The following is a 22,865-nucleotide window of genomic DNA, read 5'->3' on the forward strand; positions in this document are numbered from 1 at the left end:
GCCTATCACGCTTTCGTTGAGTAATTCATAGGCAAACAACATCGAACAAGCTGACCTACACTAAATCAGACACTGCCTGCACAATTAAGCGGATTGCTAATAAGGTAACGATAACCTTAAACAGCACGAGAAATTTATCGGCTGGAATCTTCTTGAGTACTTTTAGCCCCACGTAAGTCCCCACTGCGCCACTTATAATCATGGCAAAAATTAATCCTAGCCATTGAAAAAAGGAGAATCCTACAAAGGTAAACACAAACGCTTTTAACCCATGTTGAAAGGTAAGGCACGAGGCCATGGTGGCGGTTATCTGCATTTTATTGTAATTGTTCCGATGCACAAACGCGGCAACTAGCGGCCCCGTAGCCCCCACAAACATAGAGATTAACGTGGTGACCAGCCCCGCTAGACTTCGCCCAGCGGGCTGCATTTCCTGCGCTTTTGGTTTGCTGCCCCACACCAAAAATAAGATAAAACCCGCTACAGCAAATTGGATTACGACTAAGGGCAATTGCACGACTATAAACGTAGCCAGCACCGCCCCCAACAACGCCCCAAACGAAAAGAACTTCACCATAGACCAATCAACATAACGAAAGGTCATTAGTGCTCGGTTGCCGTTTGAACCTAACTGTACCAACCCATGCACAGGAATAAGTGCAGATACTGGCAAGCTTCCCGCCATTACCGCAATAAGCAACACGCCACCGCCAATACCAAAGGTGGCGGTTATCAAGGACGTCATCGTAGAGGTTGCTATTAGCACTGCGGCGGTAGTTAACGAGATAGCGCCATCAGCGGTTAGCCAATAAGTAACGAGATCCAATTACAGCCCTCCTTTTTTAATTTATTGATTTTTAGTTTCCCTCAAGCACAAACGAGGTGAAAGAAAATGGTTTTAACCTCACCTTTTTGAAGCGAAATTTAAGGCACCTAGTAGCAATTAGTAACAAATTATCTGTAATTGGAACTTGTATATACCCTGCAGCGAAGGCATATTCTGCAATCTTCATTGCGCAACGAAACGGTTTATTTTACGTCGTTGTCGCGAATTTAAATGGATTTAGTCTAGGAAGTTGCGTTGTATTCCTTTTTCACCCGCTGTTGCATAGTATTTTTGTGTACCGTAACGCTAGTTTACGCTAACGATGCGTCTCAACATATAAATAACCTAGCATCACACAAGGTGTGGAAGCAGCTATTACATGCTGAGCAAACCGCAGTAACGCTACACCACAATGGCAGTAACTTCTATTTAGCAGAAAATGGCTTTGAAAATCCACTTTCGGAACTTGAAGCGACTATTCATGCCTTCTCACAAAACCCAAAAAGCCAGTGTCAATTTCCCGCACGTAAACGTTTTATAGAAAAACAGTTACCCACACTTAGCTTCCCTGACGTGGCATGTCCAAAGTATGAAGATTATTTAGATGCTTTTTCTACCCACAGCGCCAGCCTTATTTTTGCTTCAGGCTACTTAGGTAACCCCGCGTCGATGTTTGGTCATGTATTTTTAAAGTTTAATGGCGAATCAGAAGACGGCTTACTCGATAACACCTTCTCTTATGGGGCTAAAGTACCCGATAACGAAAACAAGTTGGTTTACATCACTAAAGGCATATTGGGTGGCTATCAAGGTAAGTTCTCTAACCAGCAATACCACCATCATCATTTAACTTATAGCGAAACCGAGCTTCGCGATATGTGGGAATATAAACTTGCCCTATCCCAAGACGATATTCAATTTCTACTTGCCCATTTATGGGAGCTAGAAAATGCCACAATGACCTATTACTTCTTTGAGCAAAACTGTGCCTACCAATTAGCAAAGTTACTCAGCTTAGTTTTCGATGAATCTCTGATTGCCCCCAATAAGGTGTGGGTGATGCCATTTGATTTAGTGGTAATGATGCAACGCCATCAAACTAGCCGTACAATGTTTAATGACGTTATCTACCATGGTTCACGTCAGCAAACACTTTATGATCGCTGGCAACAATTAACCAGCAAGGAACAGCAAACCTTACTGCAAATTCTAGAAAGTGCGCCTAAAGACACGCAACAGCAACTTGCTGCTTTAGGTGACGCATCGGCGATACGGGTTATCGATACCCTTTACGACTACTTTGCGTTTATTGAACAAAAAGAAGACGACCTCACCACTATACAACAAGCACAAAAGCGGCAAGCCATGATAAAACGGTTTGGTATGGCACCCGTTAAACCAAACTGGAAAAGCATAGATAGACGCCCTCCTCATGAAGCACAAGATACCACGCGTATTGGTCTTGGTTTATACGACACACCATCAGGCGACGTGGCGGGGGAGTTGAACTTTAGGGCCAATTATTACGATCTGCTCACGCTGAATGCGGGGCGAATTCCTTACTCTGAGCTAACCACCTTTAATCTTCGTCTTCGTTACCTAGAGGGTGAAGAGTTAGCAGTAAGAGAGTTTACGCCAGTACGAATTATTAACCTTAATGCGTCTGAATCTGGATTGCCACTTGATAGCAATTGGGCTTGGAAACTGGCCTTTGGCTACAGAGAACAGGCTAACAACTGTACCCACTGCGGCGCAGGTTATATCGACAGTTTTATTGGGAAGTCTTGGGCCTTTCGTCACAACCTTGTAGGTTATGCCGCGCTCAGCACTTCTATTACCAGCTCTAATCTGAATGGCGGCTTTATCGCTGTGGGTTCAGAAGTGGGAGGCGTAGCACATGTTACGTCTGAAATAGCAATGTCATTGGCAGTAGGACAACAATGGTTTGTGAACCAGCCATCGAAGGATCAACATTACCTCTCTATTACCGCGCGATATTCAATTAATCAGCGCTGGGATGTGAGAGCCAATATTGATAACAAGCATGGTACTGACTTCGGCTTGCTCATTTCACATTATTACTAATAACAATCAGAGGAATATAACAATGTTTAAAAAACTAACGCTTGCTGCACTTCTTACGACTACTGCCATTGCTGGAAACGTATCGGCTGACGACAACATCAACCCGTGGAAACACTGTGGTATTGGCGCGGCTATTTTTGATGACAATGGCACAGCTGCTGCCATTTCAAACATCATTTGGGATTTAGGTACGACTGCGGTTTCTTCAAAAGTATCATCTGCTGATTCTTGTGAAGGTAAAATGGCTACTGCGGCGGTATTCATTCAAAATAACTTTAACAACATTATTGAAGAAACTAGCCAAGGTTCAGGCGCACACCTAACGGCAATGCTTGATATTTTAGAAGTAAACGAAGCGGCACGTGCTGATGTTGTTACTGCTGTTCGTGCTGAAATGGCACTATCAGTTGCAGCAAACGAAGCAACTAGCCCAGAAGCTTTCTACAACGCTGTTGTAGCAAACATCTAGTTATATAGGCAGTGGCGAAATGACCGCTTGCGGGAATGCCACTGTCGCATAGCGGTGATATAGCAATAATAAACGAGGGCGCAATGCGCCCTCGTTTTTTTAAATCGTACTTAAATAAATATTACGCGCGACTTTGGAATTTACGCTCTTCGGTATTTACCTTTATCCACTCGCCAGTACTGATGTACTCAGGCACTTGAACCACTAGCCCCGTCGATAACGTAGCAGGCTTAGTCCGCGAGGTTGCAGACGCACCTTTAATAGAAGGGTCGGTTTCAGTTACCTCTAGTTCTACACTCATTGGTAAATCTAGCGCCACTGGCACATCGCTTACAATTAACACCTGAATAGACTCAGTCTTTTCGTTAATAAATAAGGCTTCGTCAGCAATGCTTTCTTTGTTTAGGTGGTACGGCGTGTAATCTTCGTTATCGAGGAATACATACTCGTCGCCATCTATGTAAGAAAACATCACTGGGCGACGCACTAAATCAGCCATTTCTAGCATGTCTGAATCTTTGAAGGTTTCATCAAACTTAGCGCCGCTAACCACGTCGTACATACGCATGCGATAAATACTACCACCCGCGCGGCCCTGAGGTACTGAACGTTCGATATCTCTCACAATACACGTTTTACCACCATAAACGATGGTGTGATTCTTTTTAATTTCACTTGCCTTTGGCATGGTCTTACCCTGTTATTAATGGCCTTTAACGATTGGCGGGCCATGTTAAATTATCGCCCTATCTTCCGGTAATTGAGTGTTATAGTCAAAGCTATAAGATTAACTCAACCCTAGTTCCTTTTGTTTTTTCTTAGTAAGTCCTAGCGACACTAATTTATAAGACTCGTGTAAGTAGTAGCTCAACTCTTCGTTGAGTGCTTCTACACTTTGTTCAAATTCAATTTTAGGTTGAGTTTCATCGCCGCCAAATTGCTGGATCCATTTCATGCCCCGAGACGCAAAATAAGGCGCGGGGCGATACCCGGGTTTCTCGCTCAAAAAATGGTAATTAAGCTCTGAGGTTTTGAAAATAAAAGCGGGTTCACCGTTTTTGCCTAAACCGCCTATGGCAAATACTTTACCGCCCACCTTCCATACATGGGAGTTATTCCATTGCATTACATAAGTTGTAGCCTTTAAGCCACCACAAAACTGATTAAACTCGTCGTAGGTCACTGTGCTTCGCTATCTTTCATTGTCTTTCACTGTGGCTGTTTGAGGTGTACATGGTTTTGGTTCCCTCAAAACTATCGTACAAGACTTGATGACTTTGCTTGGAAAAGGTATCCGTTCTATTTTCATAGTCCTTTATCCAGTCTATCAACATATCTAAATTCGCATCTTGCGCTTGCTTAGACGCATACTTATGAGGTTCCCATGGGCGAGCCTTAGCATTTTCTACACAAAGGTTAATGGGTAGATTTAAGAAGATGAGCTCATCGGCAGAAGGCAAGACTTCAGCGAGCAAATCGGAATAGCAACCCTCAATAACCCACGATGTATTTTTAGATAAGAAAGTTTCAATAAGCACCTTTGATTCGCTGATAGGCAAACGACTAGGTGGGTTTGTCGGCAAACTAGAAGGCGCCCAAGCAACCGAGTCCAAATCTAAATGAGCGATGTGGTGCCCCTTTACCAAATTCTTAGCCAAGGTAGACTTTCCTGAACCTGAATTTCCAAATACCACGATTTTTGTCATGACTCACCTTGTTATTAGCGCTATCACGTGGCTCTATTGTCGAAAACTTGCCAACTTGTACACTAAGTTATTTTTTACCGCCGCCCATTCAGAATTAATAATGGAAAATACCACTGTGTCTCTAAACGAACCATCTGGTAGACGTTGATGCTGCCTAAGTACCCCATCCTGTTTTGCGCCGAAACGAGCAATTGCCTTACGCGATTCAAGATTGTGCCAGTGAGTTCTAAACTCAACAGCAATAACGTCAAGCACCTCGAATGCATGGTTCAGTAGCGCTAATTTACATTCCGTGTTTACCGACGAGCGCTGATGACTTTTTGCATACCAGGTATAACCAATTTCTACTCGCTTGTTTGCATAATCTAGATTGCAAAAACGGGTACTGCCGATCACTTTCCCACTTAGTTTTTCAACCACCACGAAGGGTTGGGACAAGCCATCTTTTTGCTGCTGCAATGCCAGAGAAATATAAGTGTCAATAGCGTCTGGTCGTGGCACCGAAGTAAACCAGAGCTCCCATAGTTTTCCATCACTCGCAGCGTCTGCCAAATCATCAGCATGTTCTTCCCGCAAAGGCACCAGCACGACTGATCCGGCATCAAGTTCATTTTCTGGTAAAAACATTGTATATCCTGCTTCCTTTTCAGTTTAACTAAACTAGCGTTAGCATTGTTTTTTAGGTCTTTTGGCCACTTTAAGCAAAGGCATAGGACCAACGAGCATCGTCGGGTCCATTTGAAAATCTAGGTCGATAATTTCCCAGCCCTGCGAACCAAGTGAATTCAGGTACTTTTCAACATCTTCGACAGTAAGCTCTGTCAAAATATCCCTTTTATTAGCGCACGAATATTATTTCTGACGCTGTTGATTACTTAAAAGCTACACTAAATAACTCAACGCCTACAAGTCATTGCTACTAACATACACAGCAGCCCGTTTACTGTCACCATCTCCAATGACAAAATCACTTTTACCATCTTGATTTATATCGAGAATGGCAAGGCTCCAGGGGTTTGAAATTTGAGGGTGCTTGAAACTGATAGACTTAAATGACGACTTAGTTCCCAATATTGCAAGCACTTCACCTGACCAACTGCTGATTAACGCATCATCAATTCCGTCATCATTTATATCGCCCGTGGCAATTTGTTTAGCGCCTGCTGAAGCGCTAATTTCTGATTTAGCGCCTTTTAGAAAATTACCGCGTCCATCGCCGAGCATAATGGTAATCATACTTTCATTTGTCGCTACAATGACATCTTGGTTTCCGTCGCCATTCATATCAGCAAGTTCAATAGCAAAGGGCGATTCCGGTTGGGCTAACTTGCTTAAAGAAAAGCGCATTTGCTTATCGCCAGTATTTACCAATACGCCAATATCTCGCTGATTTGGAGTAACCATATCTTCAAAACCATCGTTATTGATGTCGCCAACAGCAAACCCTCGGTATGGGTCTCCACCTGCGTTAATAACCTTACCAGGCGTTTTAAATCTTCCTGCACTTAAGCCTTTTAGTACCAGAAGTCCATTGTGGCTTCTGTTATCTACAATTAAATCTGGCGTTTCATCACCATCAATGTCACTCAATTTCACAACGTGGGGATGAGGCTTTACGTTAATATTTAAGGGGGAATGCGGCGGCTCGACAAAGGTTCCATCCCCCTTGCCAAAGAGCACAGTAATGTACGAAGTTTCATGATTGGCAACAACCACATCAACGTGTCCGTCTGCGTTTATATCTGATATCGCTAACCCAGAAGGGCTATCCCCTGCAGCAAAAATTCCGCCGCGGTTTAGGGTACCCTTCCCGTCTGAAAGGTAAGTGATAATATTATTATCAGACGCGTTCGCGATTATCACATCTTGGTTGTCATCAGCGTTAATATCCGACGCGATAATCGATGGTTGCCCAGCCCCTACTTCAATAATGGACGATGTGTATTTTATGCTATCTATTTCAATAGTCTCTGCTGACGCGTAAACGTCAACTAAGCCAATAGTTATCAAAAGGAAATAACTTGTAGAAGTTAATACATTCATGTTTCACCTACAGATATTTATACCGCCGATCGCAGAGAAGAAGTAGGGCATTGTCCTTCTGCTATTATTGTTTAGTGTTGATGTATTGCTCTACCCGCTTTTCTAACACGTCCAAAGGCAATGCGCCAGCACCCAGTACGCTTGAATGGAAGTCGCGAATATCGAAGTTATCACCTATCTGCGCTTGCGCTTTTTCACGTAATTCCAGTATTTTTAGCATACCCATTTTGTATGAAAGCGCCTGCCCTGGATTTACAAAATAACGCTCTACTTCCGTTTCAATGTCTTGTGGTGATAAAGGGGTGTTGGTAACAAAGTATTCTATGGCTTGTTCTCGCGACCAGCGTTTGTAGTGAATACCGGTATCGGTCACTAGGCGAACCGCTCGCCAAAGCTCATTCTGCAAACGGCCAAAATTATGCAATGGGTTTTTATAAAAGCCCATCTCGAACGCTAATTGTTCTGCATACAAGGCCCAACCTTCTATATAAGCCCCTACACCTAAATACTTCCTAAAGCGCGGCAGCCCTTCTAGTTCTTGTGCCTGGGCAATTTGAAAATGATGGCCGGGCACGCCTTCATGATAAGTTATCGCTTTGAACACATACTTTTGAACCCCTGTCATATCAGCCAAATTAGCATAGTAAATACCAGGACGGCTTCCATCTAAACTGGGACGATTATAAAACGCAATAGACGTAGAGTTCTCACGCCAAGGCTCTACTCTACGTACTTCTAAATCCGCTTTTGGCAGAGTATGGAAATATTGATCGGCAACGGCAAAGATTTCACTGGTTTGCGCTTTTGCATCAGCCAAAAACGCCGCTCGACCCTCGTCGTTATTGGCATAAAAATTATTGGGGTCGGTGCGTATGAATTCAAAAAAAGCTTGTAGTGTTCCCGTAAACTCAACCTCATCCATTATCTGCTGCATCTGTTGATGAATACGTGCAACTTCATTTAAACCAATCACATGAATTTCTTCTGGTGACAACGCTAATGTGGTTTCAGCTTTTACTCGATTCGCGTAATAAGCATCGCCGTTAGGCAACGACCAAACACCATCATTGTTAGCTTGTAATGGCTTTTGTTGTTTCAACGTGGCGAGTAAGCTGCTGTAGCCTCTTTTAAATGGCCCTTTAAGCGCGCTACTAGCCTCTTCAAGCAATGCATTTTCTTTTGATTCTTCTAAATGCAGTGCGGCTAACTTTTCTTTGAAGTCTGCATACAAGGGGTGAAGCTTGCTACTACTCGTAACCGGGGCATCTAAAGGTGCACCGGTTAACATAGCACTCACGTCGTTGATCATTGAATCAAACGAAAATGCAGGCGGTAACACACCAAAGGCTGCCCGGTCTTTCATTCTCGCTACAATATCGTCCATGAGCGATTCAAAACCTACAAGCCTATTTATATACGCCTGTGCACCAGCTTCATTCACAATACGGTGATTATTTTTAAGCAAGGTAATGGCTGAAGTGTATTGACCTCTAAACTGATCAACCACATAACTTTGCTTACGAAAGGCTGCATTTTCAATTTCGTTAGTTAGCTCTCGCTTAAACAAATCAAAATTCAATTTACCTTCGTCGCTTAAGTCACTGCGGTCGAATTCGGCAGTTAATTTAGCCAGATCGGCCTTTGTGTTTTCTAACTGCTTTTGAGCAAACGCATCAGACGTGTCACTCCACGTAGATTGCGCGCCATTGTTAATACCTAGGTAAGATTGGAGATTTGGGCTTTGTGCCACCAACCTATCAAAACGCGCCTCTATAAACGCGACAAGTCGCTTATCTTCTTGCTGTTTAACGCTTTCTGGCTTATCAACACTAGCCTGCTGTGCATGCTTAGGCGCATCTTCAGGTGCGGGATTGCAGCCACTTAATAAAGTAGTACTTAAGCCTACTGCACATACAGCAAATGCCACCGCACTTTTAGGAAGGGCTTTTGTAACGCTACATTTTCTTACCCGCATTCGTTTCTCTCCTAAAGCATCTATATTTGTTATTTTTTAATTTCATCTACGACATTAAAACAAACCGATTCGAATGGGTAACAATTTTACATATTGCTAAAACTTGGAAGCGGAGCGCGCCCTTCCAGACATTCACAGACTTACCGATTATTACCGCACGAACTCAATATAGATGGTGTGCTAGGGCAATCGGAACCCTCCAAAACATAGGTGCTGTGGCGAAGTAGCCAGCTATGTTTCAGAGTGAGGGTGGAGAGCGAGTCTCATACCCTCTGCCGCAAGGATGCGGCAGCGGAGCCCTTTGGAACCTATTCGGGCTTACCGATTACTACCGTACGAACTCAATATAGATGGTGTGCAAGGGCTATCGGAACCCTCCACAGCATGGATGCTGTGCCGAAGTAGCTAGCTATGTTAAGTTTCAGCGTGAGGGTGGAGCGCATGCCTTATGACCCTCTGCCGCAAGGATGCGGCAGCAGAGCCCATTGGAACATTTACGGGCTTGCCGATTACTACCGTACGAACTCAGTATAGATGGTGTGCAAGGGCTATCGGAACCCTCCACAGCATGGATGCTGTGGCGGAGCGCCCATGGATGGGTTTACCGCGCGTTTCGATTGCCCTAGCACATCATCTGTTAAGCGATGAGAATCTACCCCACAAAGTCATTGACTTTTTATTCGGCAAATTAAATACTGCGGTTATGACATTACGCACATTGCTGTTTTCAGCACCGCGCCAAGGTTTGGCGTTAAACTCAATTATCCTCCTCGCTATTATTATTAATAATTGGCGGGAAAGTTAGTGCGTACGTAAAACATCACTAAAACCCGCCGCCAAGGCGGGTTTTTCTTAAGTCTGTCTTCGCGGTAAAAACAAACGAGACGACAGCCATGAACAACATCACTCAGTTATTAGCCCGTTTGCATAACGCGGTAAACGAAAACGATCCAGCTTCGGTTAGCGCCTGCTATGGCGATAATGCCAAGGTGGTATCTACGCCGCTAAAAGGCACAGCCCAGCACGATTGTGTTAGCGCACTACAAACTTTCCAACGCAAATACATGCCGGAGCATATCGTTACCACCGGCGATGAAATTGTAATTGAAGCGGGTGATGTGGCGTTAGTAATCGCTAAGCTTTACCTAGTGCCAAAAGCCGCTCCCCACACATTACCTTGCGACGGCAAACGAGCGGTGTATGTGATGCAGCGAAACGACAGCGGTGAATGGCGATGCATTATCGATAACTTCTTTGGCACCGATTTACTCGACTTTGCCTGAGACTTTGCAGAAGCATTAGGCCCGGCGCTAGTTAGTTTTATCAGTAATACGACAAAGTGAGGCTCGGGCAAGTTACCTTTATTTTGAAGCCGGAACGTTTTGTGTCAAAGTAACGCATCAAAATTTTCATTGGCGAAGATAAACCGTTACCGCCAAGCAAGGACTATAAACATGTTTACCACTGCTTCGACTTCTCTTAAGACCGCACTGCGACCTATTGCCGTGTCTTGTTTGGCGCTAAGCGCGCTATCAGCCTGTGTTACTACCCCACAGGCTGACACCAGCGTAGCGGACGCTGCGCCAGAAGCGTCTTTTTCTTTATCTAACGCTGTGAAATACCAACGCCAGAGTAAAGAGTATCCACTTCTTAGCGCCTATGTTTATAAGCAAGCTACCGCCGCACTGCCTGCAACCTTTGAAAATCAGCAAACGCCTGCCGTAATCGTGCTAGATGTAGATGAAACCGTGCTAGATAACAGCCTTTATCAAGAAGAGCGTGAGTCAAAAGGCTTGGGGTATTCAAGCGAAAGCTGGAACGCATGGATAAAAAGGGAAGAAGCCACGTTAGTTCCCGGTGTAGATAAGTTTCTAACAACCGTGATTGAAAGAGGTGGAAAAATTGCCCTTATTACTAACCGCGATAAAACCTTAGACAGCCACACGTGGAATAACTTGCTCGCCATGGGCTTGCCGCTTACACCAAGCAACACCTGTATTATGGGCAGATTACCTGCCGACAAAGAGGCCGTTGATCATAAGTACATTGTGAACGATAAAGACCGCCGTCGTAATGCCGTAAAGCAAGGCTCGCCAGCTTGCTCGCTCACGAATGACACGGCAAGTGAGGGTTGGAACAAACCGCATAATATTATTATGCAAATTGGCGATAATATTGAAGATTTTCAAGGGGTAACGCAGGAAGATGCTTATCTGCCAGCGATACTGCCTGAAGTCGGCACTAGCTTGTTTATTTTGCCTAACCCTATGTATGGTTCTTGGTAAGCGTAGCTAGCCATCAACGCTTAAGCCTAACTAGTGCCTTCGCGAATATTTAAATTCGCTTATCGTTAAACTAGTTTTGCTGTTGAGCCAGCTCTCTTTCGCTTTTTAGCCCCAATACCTTTTTAAAAAAAAGTGTGGCGGGGCAAAAGCCGGTAAAGCTTTGCTGAAATAAGTTGGCGCCAATAAACACCGTAAACCATACAAAGTTTGGGTGAACCCATACGGTTAACACAACCGACAACAACACCATGAAGCCCGCAAAAGCGGTCAATGCTTTTTCCTGAGACATTATCATTTCCTCTTAAATAATCGCACCCAGTTAATTTGTACAAAATTTACGACTACATTTGTTTGCTGCGCAAACTAATAAAAATACCTAAACGCAAAATAGACGTTACTGGCATCTTCGAATTGAGCAAAGAAAGTATGTGTTTCTTCGCCGCTAAATAGGTTTACTCCGCCTCGAACCTGCCATTTATCAGTCGGCGAATAGCTGGCGCTAGCTTTCAAATAACCATCATTATCCGTAGGTGAATAAAATAGAAAGCTATTGATAGTGAGGGTTTGTCGCCACGCCTGCCATGTAATACGACCTGTAACCCAATGGCGATACGCTTCTTGCTCATATTCTGGGTAGAGTGAATGAGTCAATAGTGAATCATGATGTTGAATGGCTTCGGTATACCACTGCACAGCGCCGGTTACATTAGCCATCACTTCTTGGCTGTAACCCAGTAAGAAGCGGCTCTGGGAATTACTCACAGATGGATCAGTACCTTCACTATCTTCCACACTCCGGTAATACGCATACTCTGCATTTGCAATCCCTTTACCCAATGGCATAACGACGCTGGCGCCAATGGCATTTAAGCGGCTATAACGCGGCGCACCCAATTCATCTACGGCGGTGGGTTGCTTGGTATAACCTCGATATCCGTATAACGCAGCCTCAATACTCCCAATCGAGCTGCTAAATGTGCGATGCGCCCGCAACGCCACTTCACTACCACTAGGCGTATTCTCATTACTTACGGTATACGCTGGCGCGATATTTTCATCGGCTTGGGGGCTAAAAAAGGAAAAGACTTCTCCTGTAATACCGATATCAGGTTCAAATTCTGGTGTCACCACAACATCTATATTTATGGCCTCCCAATACCCAGATAACTTAATAGAAGCACTGGGCGCTTTTAAATACTCATCATCACGGCCAGAAAAAAATGACTGATAATCTTTTGGGAAAAGATCGTTTAGAAAGACATAATCACCTGTTCCCCAAGTGAGTACTTGCTGCCCAATTTTCAGGTCAAAAGCATTGCCCCATTGGCCCAAAGCAGCAAGATTGCCTTGCCATGCTAGCTCACGTATCTGAAATTCTCGTTGATGTTTAACGCCGTCGTACCACGCATCGCCCCGAAAACTAAGTTTCGATGCTGCTAGCGCGTAATCAGCGCGTAGTTGCACTCTTGCATCTCGTAAGGTGCTGCTAGCATCAATGGCAGCGTCAGTAGCTACTCGGTTTCCTGCCGCTAACTCGACAAATCCACTTAAGGTGTAAGCGGTAGCGCTATTGTCCTGCTCGCCCCAGTCTTCGCTATCCCAATTATCGTCACTCCAACCTTCGTTGCCCCAGCTGTTATCATCCCACCCTTCATTTTCCAAACTATCGTCACTAGCAGGCTCGGGGTTGTCGATTTGTTCAGTTTTAGCGGGTACATCTTGTGCAATTTCATTCTGGAGTGCTTGTGAATACACCGGAGTTGAAACACTTATTCCCAGCAGCACTATTGCAAGTAGCGCTATTCCCGGTAGCCCGACCTCAAAAAGTGCGCTAACAAAGTATTTCCCTGAAAAAAGCTGTGCTGCCCGCATCACGATTACTCCACAAACTCTCGTGGTGGCACTCGCAAGCTACGTTCGCTAAACACGCTGTCTGGCAACGCAATATCGTACTGAATACCGCGAAATTCCATTAAGGTATAACCCCCTGATGCTAAATCAGACACCTTGCTTCGTACTACCGTTGGGTACCCTTGAACTGTGTCTACTGATACCGCTTCAACTCGGCGGTAATTATCATCTCCTTTGAAAAAGTTGATTAGCGTGGGCAAGTAGGTTTGCTTGTCTATCTCTACGACATAATGAGAGAACTCTACGCTACCGGCGCTTTTAGGCGTTGCGCGTAACACATAGTGGGTATCGGTGGTATTTTGCATAGTGAAGTTGTCTTCTGACACTGCACGGCCCGACACATCTTCATAAAAAAAGTGTGAACCGACAAACGAGGTGCGTTTATCGCCAGCGGCAATGCGCTTTACTAAATCAAGGGCCGGTAAATACAACCAACGATCATCATCGGTATCAATGTTGGTGTGCTTTTCAACTCTAAACACCGTGCCTTTTACTTCGGTTGGGCGGCTGAAAAACACCAGCATTTTTTGGTCGCCGCTTTCAGTACCTTCATTGTTTAGCACGTCTTTACGCAAAATCGTGAACTGACGCATTTGTTTACGCCCTTGACTATCTACGATGATCATTCGCGCCATTGATTTACCGTCATTGCCTGCGTAATAGGCGGCCTTTTCTGACTTCGCAATAATACTCGCCACGTCTTCTTGCGCATTCGCGGTAACGGGAGTCACCGCGGCAAAAGAAAAGCAAAGTAGCAACATACTCGTTAACCAAACACGAACACTCGAGTTGGAGGTTTTAGTGTTGATGTGAGTATTAGCGCGTGCCATACCAGAGAAAACGCGATTAACATTTGTGATGTGAAGCATTGAATTACGCATATTAAGCTCCTTTAAAAACCCAACGTTTTAAAAATACCATGGCCGCGGGTAAGACCAACAAAGTCACCAAGGCAGAAACCGCCATGATACTCGCCAAGAAAACACCCACCGTTATGTAAGGCACTAACGGCGCTAGCAGTAAAGGGGTGAAGCCCAGTGCTATCACCAACGCATTTCGCGTTATTGCACTGGCAGGCTCATCGAACATAGCGTCTAAGGTGTCTGGCACACTACCCGTTTCCTTATAGATTTCACGCGCCCTAGCAAGGAAGTGAATAGCGAAATCCACAGATAACCCCAAGGTAAGCGCCGAAAGTACAGCAATAGGCATGTCGTAGTCTTTACCCACAATGCCAATAAGCCCGTAAATAAAGGTAATCGTGATGGTAAGGGGAAGCATAGCGAGCACGCCAAAAACTAAAGAACGGAACAGTAGTACCATCATCACAAATACAATGACAAAGGCGCTAAGCAAGCTTTCCAACATGCCTGTTACCATATTTTCTTGCCACACCACATTTAAGTAGGCTTTACCTGCCCAGTCGTAGCTTAGCCCTTCTGGTAGTGGGTTATTAGCAAAGTAATCTTCAACAAGCGAAATGACATTCGTCATATCTTGGTTGTCACCGCTGGTTAGCTGTAGCCAAATCAGCGTTTGGCGATAATCCGGCGTGACAAAATGCCACAGGTCTTGAGGACGGTGGGAAGACTGATATTGCATTAGGGTTTGTGCCACGCCTCGGTTGTTGGCGGGCAATGCGTAGTCTACCTCATTACCTGAGCGCAACTCACGATTCACCACTTTGACTACATCAACCAAAGACTGTGATTTACCAATTAAAGGTTGAGTATCTAGGTACGCTTGTAACTTCTCAATATGCGCAAGTACTGCGGGCTGTTGGAAGGTATTGGCATTCCCATTCGCGGCATCAACGACTTGCAATAAGTTGTCTAACGCGGTTAGTTCATCATCGTCGAGATTGCTAAATAGCGCATCATCAATACGCATGGCAAGTTCCGACATTTTGTTAGCATCGTCGCTCTGGTTTATCGACACCTGAGTTTGCTCAACCCATTCATCTAAACTTGATGGTAAATTTGCCTCATTTAATACCTTGATAGCATCAATGCTTTTATTGGTATCTGTAATGACCAAATAAGCATTGTACGTGCCCGCAAACTCTGCATTTAAGGCCCTGTCTGCCACCCTTATTTCATGGTCTTGTTTAAACCAACGCACAGGGTTGTCGTTGATATTAATTTGCGTAATTCCCCACGCTGATACTAGGGTAATTGCACCAAATACAGCAATAATCAGCGCTCTGTGGTTTAGCGCGATGTAGCGTAGTTTAGTAACGGTACGTTTTAGTAACGTGGTACTGCCTTCATTATTATCTGCTTCTTCATTTTGATGTAGCGCGACTTGAAGTTTGCTTAATGCCGCGGGCGACATACGGGAAATATAAGCAGGGATAAACGTAAGAGTAATCAAAAATGCCAATAAAATGCCAAAGCCAATATAAGCACCAAAGATCTGCACGGGCGGTATAGGGGTTAGCATTAAAGAGAAAAAGCCTGCTGATGAAGTGAGTGAGGTAAACAGCATGGGCTTAAACAGGTGCTCAACCACGTGAGTGATCACCTTACCTGCATTTTCACCTGGCTTACAACGGTCGGAAAATTCAGACAATATGTGTACTGAGTCGACTACCGCGATTGGCATGAGAAAAATAGCAATCATGGATGACATAATGTGCACAGTGAATCCCATGCCAATGAGAGCACCCATGGTAATGATAACTGTAGCCATCGCCACTATCATGGGCGCAGTAATAAGCGACCAATTTCTGAAAAATAAGAACAGAAGAATAAAAATCATGGCACCAGCCGCAGGTGCAGCGATAGCCATTTGCACAAACATTTCTACCCCAAACTGATCTTCAGCAACAGGTAAGCCTGTGATGTGCCATTGGCCTGCCGTGTCAACATTCGTTAAATAAGCGCGAATATCTTGGGCAATGCGATAACTTTCATTCTTGTCGGCAATAGGGATATAAATAGCAGCAGCGTTACCTGAAGACGCAGCCAGCGTGTCGTACAGTAACGGCAGCCTTTCGATAGACTTTTGTAGTTCAGCACTTGCGCTTGCGGTTTCAGGTGGGCTGGCCATTAACCATGAAAACTCAAGACTCCCGTCACTACCTTGCTTAATGTTGTCTACTGTTGAAAACGACATGACGTCTTGGCTAATAACACCCTCTATAGCCAGTACATGGTCAGTCACTTGGTGAATGGCTGCTAAGGCGTCTGGCGTGTATATGCCGCTTATGGCCTCATCGCTTTTGGCACCCTTTTCCGGCACCACCAAACCAACCACTATCGCATCGTGCATGGAAAAGGTTTGCTTTACCTCATTATGAAAGGTACGAGCACGATGAGATTCCGCCAACATGTTTTCAGGATCGGTATCAATCTGAATTAACCGCATTTGAAAAGCGGCAAATGCCGTTATCACGGCGAGAAAAAAATAAACCCATCGCCCTTTGTGCGTGCTTACATGCAAAAGCATATCAATTGCTAATTTCATATCAAAAACCTTAATATATTAGATTTTTATTATATTATATATTGAACAGTAAACAAGCATATTTTCAAGCAAGGTAACACTGATTGTTATTGTGTATGTGCATTCGGTAAGAAACGACACGACAGTAGGAAAAAATTTCCCACCCTTTTTTTTAAACATACGCCCAATTAATGCCAAACGTTTTAAATTTAGAATAAAATAGATTTATATCAATAATTTACTATTATATTTAAACGACGCTAAATTTTGGCACAAGTTTGGCATTAATTAGACTAACGGATAACAACAGACGTAAACATGATGCTAGGAAGGCATACCGTTACCACGAAGGTAACCATGACATTACAGACTTTATCTGCGCAGGCTGACAACATTGGACGTAAAAGGAAATTCGTCGGCCAGGGATGCAAGGATTGATAGCAAGGTTAACGTCGCTCTGTTGTTTATCGGAAAGTTAAATACGTTTAACGCCAACACGGATGTTGAAAAAGGATGCGTCTTGATGACGAGCAAGGTTGACATTGATGTCGACAAAGCAATCACCACGGAGTGAGTTGATTTGCTTAAGGAAGTTGTTGACGTGAATGACCGATTATCTGTTTTTGCGCCAGTTGAGTGTGATGGCGACTTGGATTAAGTCGTAAAGGCCTGCAGGATGCAGAGTAGCTAGCGCTTTCATCGCGATTACTACTGGATGCCCACATCACTGGCACAGACATTGATGTCCATGTGCAACAAAGGATTGTAACTTATTTGGCTCTGTTGACCCGGCATTACGCCTTCAGCAATAGCCATATCGAGGAACACTAGTAATGTCATCGATATTATTAGTGTGCTGTCACCCGACAGCATGCCTCTCCCCTCTAAGGCCCTTCCCGGCCTTTTATATACCTCTGATTTTAGCCCGCCTTTGGCGGGCATTTTTTTGCCTGTCAGTTTATATTTTTACCTTTTATTTTAGGGTCTTACCTTTATTTCAAACCACTAAACCTATGATAAAAGAGGCTCTGGAAATAAATATTTTAAAAACTTTTTATTTATTTTTATATTTTGCTGAACTTTTCTTTATTTCACCGCTCTTACTAATACATGGAGTCATTTAGTGTGTTGGCTTTGTGAAGTGTAAATGTGTTTTCCAAGTTATGTTGTGTTTTTCTTAAGGGGCTCTTTAGCCCCTTTCTTTTTGCCTATAATAAATATCCTCTCTTTCGTAATACGGCCTACTTTTCTAAAAACCAGAATTATTAGCTAGATTTCATCCCACTCTTAGAAATGGAAATGAGAACTATTATCAAATAAGCTATGCCCACTGTCGTATTTGGAGAAAATCATGTCTAAACCCGCACCTCGTGTTGTTGAAGTTATCGAGTCTTTCCGTATAACACCAAACATGCAACGTATTGTCCTTGGCGGCGCTACATTAGAAGACTTCCCAGAAACTCGCCCTGGCGCTTACGTTAAGTTACTTTTTGATTTAAATGGTGACCCTGTCGTTCAGCCTGCCAAAGATAAACCCGTTGCTATGCGTACCTACACGATAAACAGCTTCGATAGACAAAAAGCACAAATGTCCATTGATATGGTAGTGCATGCAAAAGATGGAGTAACTGGCCCCGCCGCCGCATGGGCGCTAAGCGCAAAAGAAGGTGACAAGCTAACTATTGCAGGCCCTGGTAGCAGTAAAGCGTTAGCAGAGAATTATGACTGGGTACTTTTCGCAGGCGACATGACAGCGCTGCCCAGTATTAGAAACTATTTACAAGCACTTCCTAGCCATACTAAAGGCATTGCAGTTATAGCTATTGAACATGAAACCGATGCTACCACGCTAGAAAAGCCTGAAGGCGTATCGATTAAGTGGGTATCTAAAAAAGAAGCAACATTGTCTGACGCCTTGCAGCGTATTGACTGGCAACAAGGAACCCCTGCTGTATGGGTTGCCTGTGAATTTTCTCAAATGAGAAAAATTCGTTCGTGGCTTAAGGACGAAAAACAGGTGCCCCACAGCCAAGTGTACATTAGCAGCTATTGGCGTGAAGGGCGCAGTGAAGACCAGCATAAGATAGATAAGCGTCAAGATGTTGAAGCCTTTGCGAAGCAACTTGCTTAATGAGTATTGAAGCTATCATTTTATTGTGCCGCATAATCATAAAACCCTGTATGACTTTCAGCGCCATGTAAATAATGCAGAGCGCTGGCAATAGCCCTTTGTTCATAAACCACAAAAAACTATATTATTCATAATGTTAGTGTTTGGAATGGGGATTGCTACTTATTAAGTGCAGTTCACAATAACCACTCGGTTATTCTTTTTAAAGGAGCAACATATGAACAATGATCGTATCGAAGGCAACTGGAAAGAAATGAAAGGTAAGGTACAACAGCAATGGGGTAAACTTACCGATGATGACCTAGACGTAATTGATGGTCGTCGTGAAGAGCTAGTAGGCAAGATTCAGCAAACATATGGCAAAAGCCGTGAAGAAGCCGAAAAAGAAGTGGATAAACATTTCAACTAGGCACTTCACCTAAGCCTTAACGGCTTGCAGCACAAAAAAAGCCCCATTCGGGGCTTTTTTTATACATAACACAACCTAACCGTTAAGGCTAAGAACCTTGTAAGTGCTTAAGGTGAAGATTCCGTATCAGGTTTTAAGTTGTTGCTAATTTCTCTTGCATCAAAACTCGCAGACGACGTAGGTCGAGTACCTTTTCCCATCTCAATATTCAAAATACTTTCGATTTCGCTCTTTTGCGAACCACCTACGAAAATGCCAGATTCAAACTGGGTTGTAGGATGATAAGACGTTCTACAAGTAATAACGCCACATTCAGTTACTCGCGCATAGCGTTGGCTGAAGCCAACCTGAGGTGATGTTTGTACGCGCTCTTTATCTACCATGGTTTCCCGATCGGTTACTACAAACCAATCATACCCTTTCAGTAAAGTCAGTTCCGCTGAACGGTACATGGCATAATCCATAGCCTTACTCTTATCAGACCCTCTACCTTTGAAATGAACACGGTATTGGGTTTCACTTAATTTGCTTTCGGTATACCCGAAACCGCCATTAGATGCCTGTCGATAATCGGGTTGGCTCGCGCACCCCGCCATTACCATCACTGCTAGAAACGCTATAAGTTTAGTTTTCATTAACAACTCCTTCGGCAGTCTTAGACTGCCACCCATGATTAATAGCTTGCTGCTCTTGCTCTGCGTTTAACGGTGCGGACACCATTAACAAATCTAATTCTTCATCAAGCACTTTGTTAGCACTTGCCGTTTGATACTCACTCTTATCGCGACCCGCTGTTATCAGCTTACTTGCATGAAGTTGCCAAATGCCTTGGGCATTTTTACATGCAATCATGATATTCAACTCATCTTCACCTTGTATCTGCGCCTGCCTACACATCTGGGATTCATTATTCATAAATGATAGTTGTGGCACTATTTCCATGCCCGCATCGGTTACCATCATCTCACCCGTTAAATTATTATCGAGGGCTGTAGATACATTCGCCCAATGGTTATTCGTTGACGAAGTGCCAGCAGGATCAAGGGGGTCTGTATACTCTGAATGCATCAAGGTTAGCCCTGCCACTAACGCCACTCCAGCCGCTAACGATAAAGGGACTTTCCACTTCCCACTACGTTTAGCGTCTTGGGCTTTGCGATTAAACGAAGTAACGTTGCTTGGTATGCTCTCCTCACTTGCCTGGCTTGCACTTACATGGTCTGAGTCGAAATCCGCTTGCTTAAGATAGGCTTCTGAGGTCGCATCATCTGCAAGTAATGCCACTACGCTGTTAGGTAAAGGTTTTTGCGTTGCAGCATCAGCCGCTGCTTTCACCATCATGTCTACCTGCGCTAAAGACGCTAAGCGGTCTGACAGTGCAAGATCACTGGCAATAGCAGTTCTGACATATTCCATGTCGTCATCGCTAAGTTCTGCGTCTAAAAATGCACAAAGCATTTCGTCAGATATTGTCATAACACCACCTCTTGTTGTGGGTTTAGCATATTACTGAGTTTGCTTCTTGCCCTAGCAAGTCTGCTCATAATAGTCCCAGCAGGCACCTCAAGTACCTCAGAAGCATCTGCGTAGCTCATTCCTTGTATAGCAATAAGTGACAAGGTCTCTCGTTGTTCTGGGGGTAATTCCCCCATGGCTTTACTTACTTGCTTTAGCGTAATGCCACCTGAAAGGGCTTCGTCCAAATGCGCCTCATCTTTAGCCTGCAATTCAGGGCTAACCGCCGCACTTGTTCTTACTTTTTGCGCACGATACTCATCTATCCATAAATTGCGGCAAACTCGAAATGCCCATGCCATTAATGTGGCATCTTGTGGCAAAGGTTTAGTCAGTAGCTTCTCAATCGTATTTTGCAGTAAATCATCAGCATCATGTATATTGCCGGTAAGTGAAAACGCAAATTTTCTTAATGATGGAACGAGTTCAGTCACTTCTTCTTTCATACAACTTCCTATGAAATCATGCTTTATACCTAGTTAACGTTTGATGCCGTGATTTATTCCCAAGGAAAGGGAATTTTTTACATCAACAAACGTTAATTAAGTACGAGAAAAGGGTTATCCCATCATTAAGGGCACGTTTTATGCCAGCTTTATTTATGGATAGGTTGACCGAGTCCTTCGCGATGAGTAACAAGCACGCTGGGCCCGGTGATGCCTGTATGGGTTTAGCCGCAAAGCAAGTGAGGTAAAATTATGAAGTGCGGATCGCTTTGTCAGCGCGTAGTAGGCGGCTTAATATTTACAATGGGCAGCGTGTTAAGCTTAAATGCCAGCGCCCAGTTAACTATTGGCCGTCAAATAATCGAACCCGTCAGGCCTATCATTGATAGCGTGCCCGTTGATGTAGGCTCCGTGCGAGATGTGCTTGAAACTCAGGTAACACAAGGTGTTGAAAGTAGGTTTGACACCTTAGCTAACATACCTGCCCCGCAATTTTCTGTTCCATCGCCCCTAAGCCTTACCTCGCCTTCAGGCACTCTTGTACTAAAAGAAGTAAAAGCCCCTGATGGATTTTTAGCATTGGAAAGAGAATGGTTAGTTGTCGGTAGCGAGGCTGACAAAACTCACTTTTCTCACCCCGACATCACCATTGAATCGTCTCGCCATTTAGCCGCTATAGACCAATGGATTTACCGTTTAAAGGTTAATACTAGCCTCGATGAACTGTCTCAAATAAGAAACAGCTTACCGGAAACACTAAAAACGCAAGTAGGTCGTAATCATATTTATTTAACGCAAGGCATGGGCGCAGCAGAAAGCGCTAAAATCAAAAACAACAACCAAGACATGCTAGCTAACATTACAACTACTGATAAACCAGGCGTTTGCCAAATACCTGTTCGTATTGGAATGATAGATACCAGCATTGCGCAAAACCACAAAGCACTGGAACACCTTGTTATTGAACAACAGCCTTTTCTTCCACAAGCTTTACCAACTACCCAAGTACACGGTACGTCAGTAGCCAGCTTATTGGCAGATAATATGCGTGCAGGAAGTCACCTCTATAACGCTAGCGTCTTTTATACGCGAAACAGTATTAGTCAGGGCGCGACCTTATTATCATTAATTGATGGTCTCAACTATTTAGTCGCCAAACAGGTTGATGTTATTAATATGAGCTTAGCAGGGCCAGAAAACTCGGTACTGGCCAACGTTATACAAAAAATCAGTGAGCAAGGGGTGCAAATTATTGCAGCAGTTGGAAACGAAGGACCAGCCTCTCCGCCTTTGTTTCCCGCGGCATACCCGTCAACTATTGCGGTAACAGCAGTAGACAATAACCACGCTATCTATCGATGGGCCAATCAAGGTAACTATGTTGATTTTGCGGCCAGCGGTGTTTCAGTAGAAGTCGCACATCCAGATGGTACGACTAGCCGTGAGACCGGCACATCGATGGCAACGCCTTTTGTTTCAGCCCGCTATGCCTGTCTATTTCGCGCTAGTTCAAATCCAGCCCAAGCGTTAGTCACATTGCGCGACCAAGCTATAGATGCTGGAGCACCGGGACGAGACCCGGTTTTTGGCGTAGGTATTCTCCATTAGTTAAATCAA

The 22,865-nt window shown here is 44.1% G+C and carries 24 protein-coding genes; 8 read left to right on the forward strand and 16 right to left on the reverse strand.

The features are described from left to right. Nucleotides 1–55: 55 nt before the first annotated feature. A complete protein-coding gene (locus AMBT_RS19825) occupies nt 56–826 on the reverse strand; it encodes a sulfite exporter TauE/SafE family protein (protein WP_013786444.1) in 771 nt (256 codons plus the stop codon). A gap of 255 nt (nt 827–1,081) precedes the next feature. On the opposite strand from AMBT_RS19825, the gene AMBT_RS19830 reads away from it, so the two are divergent. Further along, the gene (locus AMBT_RS19830) at nt 1,082–2,911 is read left to right on the forward strand and encodes an Lnb N-terminal periplasmic domain-containing protein (protein ID WP_013786445.1); all 1,830 of its coding nucleotides are present in this window, start codon (nt 1,082–1,084) and stop codon (nt 2,909–2,911) included. Nucleotides 2,912–2,933: 22 nt separating this feature from the next. Then, nucleotides 2,934–3,380, forward strand: a complete 447-nt coding sequence (locus AMBT_RS19835) for a DUF3015 family protein (protein ID WP_013786446.1) — start codon at nt 2,934–2,936, stop codon at nt 3,378–3,380. 121 nt (nt 3,381–3,501) lie between these two features. Here the strand turns inward: AMBT_RS19835 and efpL are convergent, their stop codons facing one another. The 7 genes from efpL to AMBT_RS19865 form a co-directional block, all read right to left on the reverse strand. Continuing rightward, the gene (gene efpL / locus AMBT_RS19840) at nt 3,502–4,068 is read right to left on the reverse strand and encodes an elongation factor P-like protein EfpL (protein ID WP_013786447.1); all 567 of its coding nucleotides are present in this window, start codon (nt 4,066–4,068) and stop codon (nt 3,502–3,504) included. Between the two features lie 99 nt (nt 4,069–4,167). Continuing rightward, the gene (locus AMBT_RS19845; protein WP_013786448.1) at nt 4,168–4,563 is read right to left on the reverse strand and encodes an MmcQ/YjbR family DNA-binding protein; all 396 of its coding nucleotides are present in this window, start codon (nt 4,561–4,563) and stop codon (nt 4,168–4,170) included. Nucleotides 4,564–4,579: 16 nt separating this feature from the next. Further along, the gene (locus tag AMBT_RS19850; RefSeq protein ID WP_013786449.1) at nt 4,580–5,086 is read right to left on the reverse strand and encodes an AAA family ATPase; all 507 of its coding nucleotides are present in this window, start codon (nt 5,084–5,086) and stop codon (nt 4,580–4,582) included. 33 nt (nt 5,087–5,119) lie between these two features. Next, entirely contained in the window at nt 5,120–5,713 is a 594-nt protein-coding gene (locus AMBT_RS19855; RefSeq protein ID WP_013786450.1) for a GNAT family N-acetyltransferase, read from the reverse strand. A 39-nt stretch (nt 5,714–5,752) separates the two neighbouring features. Further along, entirely contained in the window at nt 5,753–5,911 is a 159-nt protein-coding gene (locus tag AMBT_RS22635) for a hypothetical protein (RefSeq protein ID WP_013786451.1), read from the reverse strand. Nucleotides 5,912–5,989: 78 nt separating this feature from the next. After that, nucleotides 5,990–7,129 carry an FG-GAP repeat domain-containing protein gene (locus AMBT_RS19860; protein WP_013786452.1) on the reverse strand — a complete coding sequence of 380 codons (1,140 nt, stop codon included), beginning with the start codon at nt 7,127–7,129 and terminating at the stop codon, nt 5,990–5,992. 64 nt (nt 7,130–7,193) lie between these two features. Continuing rightward, nucleotides 7,194–9,104 (reverse strand): DUF885 domain-containing protein, encoded by a 1,911-nt coding sequence (locus AMBT_RS19865; protein ID WP_013786453.1) that lies wholly within the window; start codon nt 9,102–9,104, stop codon nt 7,194–7,196. 448 nt (nt 9,105–9,552) lie between these two features. Here AMBT_RS19865 and AMBT_RS19870 point away from each other — a divergent pair, with 448 nt between their 5' ends. The 3 genes from AMBT_RS19870 to AMBT_RS19880 all read left to right on the forward strand — a co-directional run bounded on the left by AMBT_RS19870 (nt 9,553) and on the right by AMBT_RS19880 (nt 11,389). Continuing rightward, a complete protein-coding gene (locus tag AMBT_RS19870) occupies nt 9,553–9,909 on the forward strand; it encodes a hypothetical protein (protein WP_148259136.1) in 357 nt (118 codons plus the stop codon). A gap of 88 nt (nt 9,910–9,997) precedes the next feature. Next, the gene (locus AMBT_RS19875; RefSeq protein ID WP_013786455.1) at nt 9,998–10,387 is read left to right on the forward strand and encodes a YybH family protein; all 390 of its coding nucleotides are present in this window, start codon (nt 9,998–10,000) and stop codon (nt 10,385–10,387) included. 171 nt (nt 10,388–10,558) lie between these two features. Beyond that, complete coding sequence (locus AMBT_RS19880) at nt 10,559–11,389, forward strand: HAD family acid phosphatase (protein ID WP_013786456.1); 831 nt, start codon at nt 10,559–10,561, stop codon at nt 11,387–11,389. A 70-nt stretch (nt 11,390–11,459) separates the two neighbouring features. On the opposite strand, the gene AMBT_RS19885 is transcribed toward AMBT_RS19880, so the two are convergent. From AMBT_RS19885 to AMBT_RS22640, 5 genes are all read right to left on the reverse strand, one after another. Beyond that, nucleotides 11,460–11,678, reverse strand: a complete 219-nt coding sequence (locus tag AMBT_RS19885) for a YgaP family membrane protein (RefSeq protein WP_013786457.1) — start codon at nt 11,676–11,678, stop codon at nt 11,460–11,462. A 74-nt stretch (nt 11,679–11,752) separates the two neighbouring features. Then, nucleotides 11,753–13,261, reverse strand: coding sequence for a hypothetical protein (locus AMBT_RS19890; protein ID WP_013786458.1), 1,509 nt, complete (start codon nt 13,259–13,261; stop codon nt 11,753–11,755). A 5-nt stretch (nt 13,262–13,266) separates the two neighbouring features. After that, nucleotides 13,267–14,181: an outer membrane lipoprotein-sorting protein gene (locus AMBT_RS19895; protein WP_013786459.1), complete on the reverse strand. Its 915-nt coding sequence runs from the start codon at nt 14,179–14,181 to the stop codon at nt 13,267–13,269. 1 nt (nt 14,182) lies between these two features. Continuing rightward, nucleotides 14,183–16,768, reverse strand: a complete 2,586-nt coding sequence (locus AMBT_RS19900; protein ID WP_013786460.1) for an efflux RND transporter permease subunit — start codon at nt 16,766–16,768, stop codon at nt 14,183–14,185. A 687-nt stretch (nt 16,769–17,455) separates the two neighbouring features. After that, nucleotides 17,456–17,620 (reverse strand): hypothetical protein, encoded by a 165-nt coding sequence (locus AMBT_RS22640; protein WP_158306777.1) that lies wholly within the window; start codon nt 17,618–17,620, stop codon nt 17,456–17,458. A gap of 478 nt (nt 17,621–18,098) precedes the next feature. Between AMBT_RS22640 and AMBT_RS19915 the strand changes: the two genes are divergently transcribed. Then, a complete protein-coding gene (locus AMBT_RS19915; protein WP_013786463.1) occupies nt 18,099–18,878 on the forward strand; it encodes a siderophore-interacting protein in 780 nt (259 codons plus the stop codon). Nucleotides 18,879–19,095: 217 nt separating this feature from the next. Further along, nucleotides 19,096–19,287 carry a CsbD family protein gene (locus tag AMBT_RS19920; RefSeq protein WP_013786464.1) on the forward strand — a complete coding sequence of 64 codons (192 nt, stop codon included), beginning with the start codon at nt 19,096–19,098 and terminating at the stop codon, nt 19,285–19,287. A gap of 107 nt (nt 19,288–19,394) precedes the next feature. Here AMBT_RS19920 and AMBT_RS19925 read toward each other — a convergent pair whose 3' ends face one another. From AMBT_RS19925 to AMBT_RS19935, 3 genes are read right to left on the reverse strand one after another with little or no spacing between them, the layout of a single operon-like run. Beyond that, entirely contained in the window at nt 19,395–19,922 is a 528-nt protein-coding gene (locus AMBT_RS19925) for a CC0125/CC1285 family lipoprotein (RefSeq protein ID WP_013786465.1), read from the reverse strand. Further along, nucleotides 19,912–20,763, reverse strand: a complete 852-nt coding sequence (locus tag AMBT_RS19930; RefSeq protein ID WP_013786466.1) for an anti-sigma factor — start codon at nt 20,761–20,763, stop codon at nt 19,912–19,914. The genes AMBT_RS19925 and AMBT_RS19930 overlap by 11 nt, the downstream gene beginning before the upstream one ends. Then, nucleotides 20,760–21,248, reverse strand: coding sequence for an RNA polymerase sigma factor (locus tag AMBT_RS19935; protein ID WP_013786467.1), 489 nt, complete (start codon nt 21,246–21,248; stop codon nt 20,760–20,762). Before AMBT_RS19935 ends, AMBT_RS19930 begins: the two co-directional genes overlap by 4 nt. Before the next feature lie 252 nt (nt 21,249–21,500). On the opposite strand from AMBT_RS19935, the gene AMBT_RS19940 reads away from it, so the two are divergent. Next, a complete protein-coding gene (locus AMBT_RS19940) occupies nt 21,501–22,856 on the forward strand; it encodes a S8 family serine peptidase (RefSeq protein WP_013786468.1) in 1,356 nt (451 codons plus the stop codon). The last annotated feature ends 9 nt before the right edge of the window (nt 22,857–22,865 follow it).

Source organism: Alteromonas naphthalenivorans (assembly GCF_000213655.1).
Classification (GTDB): domain Bacteria; phylum Pseudomonadota; class Gammaproteobacteria; order Enterobacterales; family Alteromonadaceae; genus Alteromonas; species Alteromonas naphthalenivorans.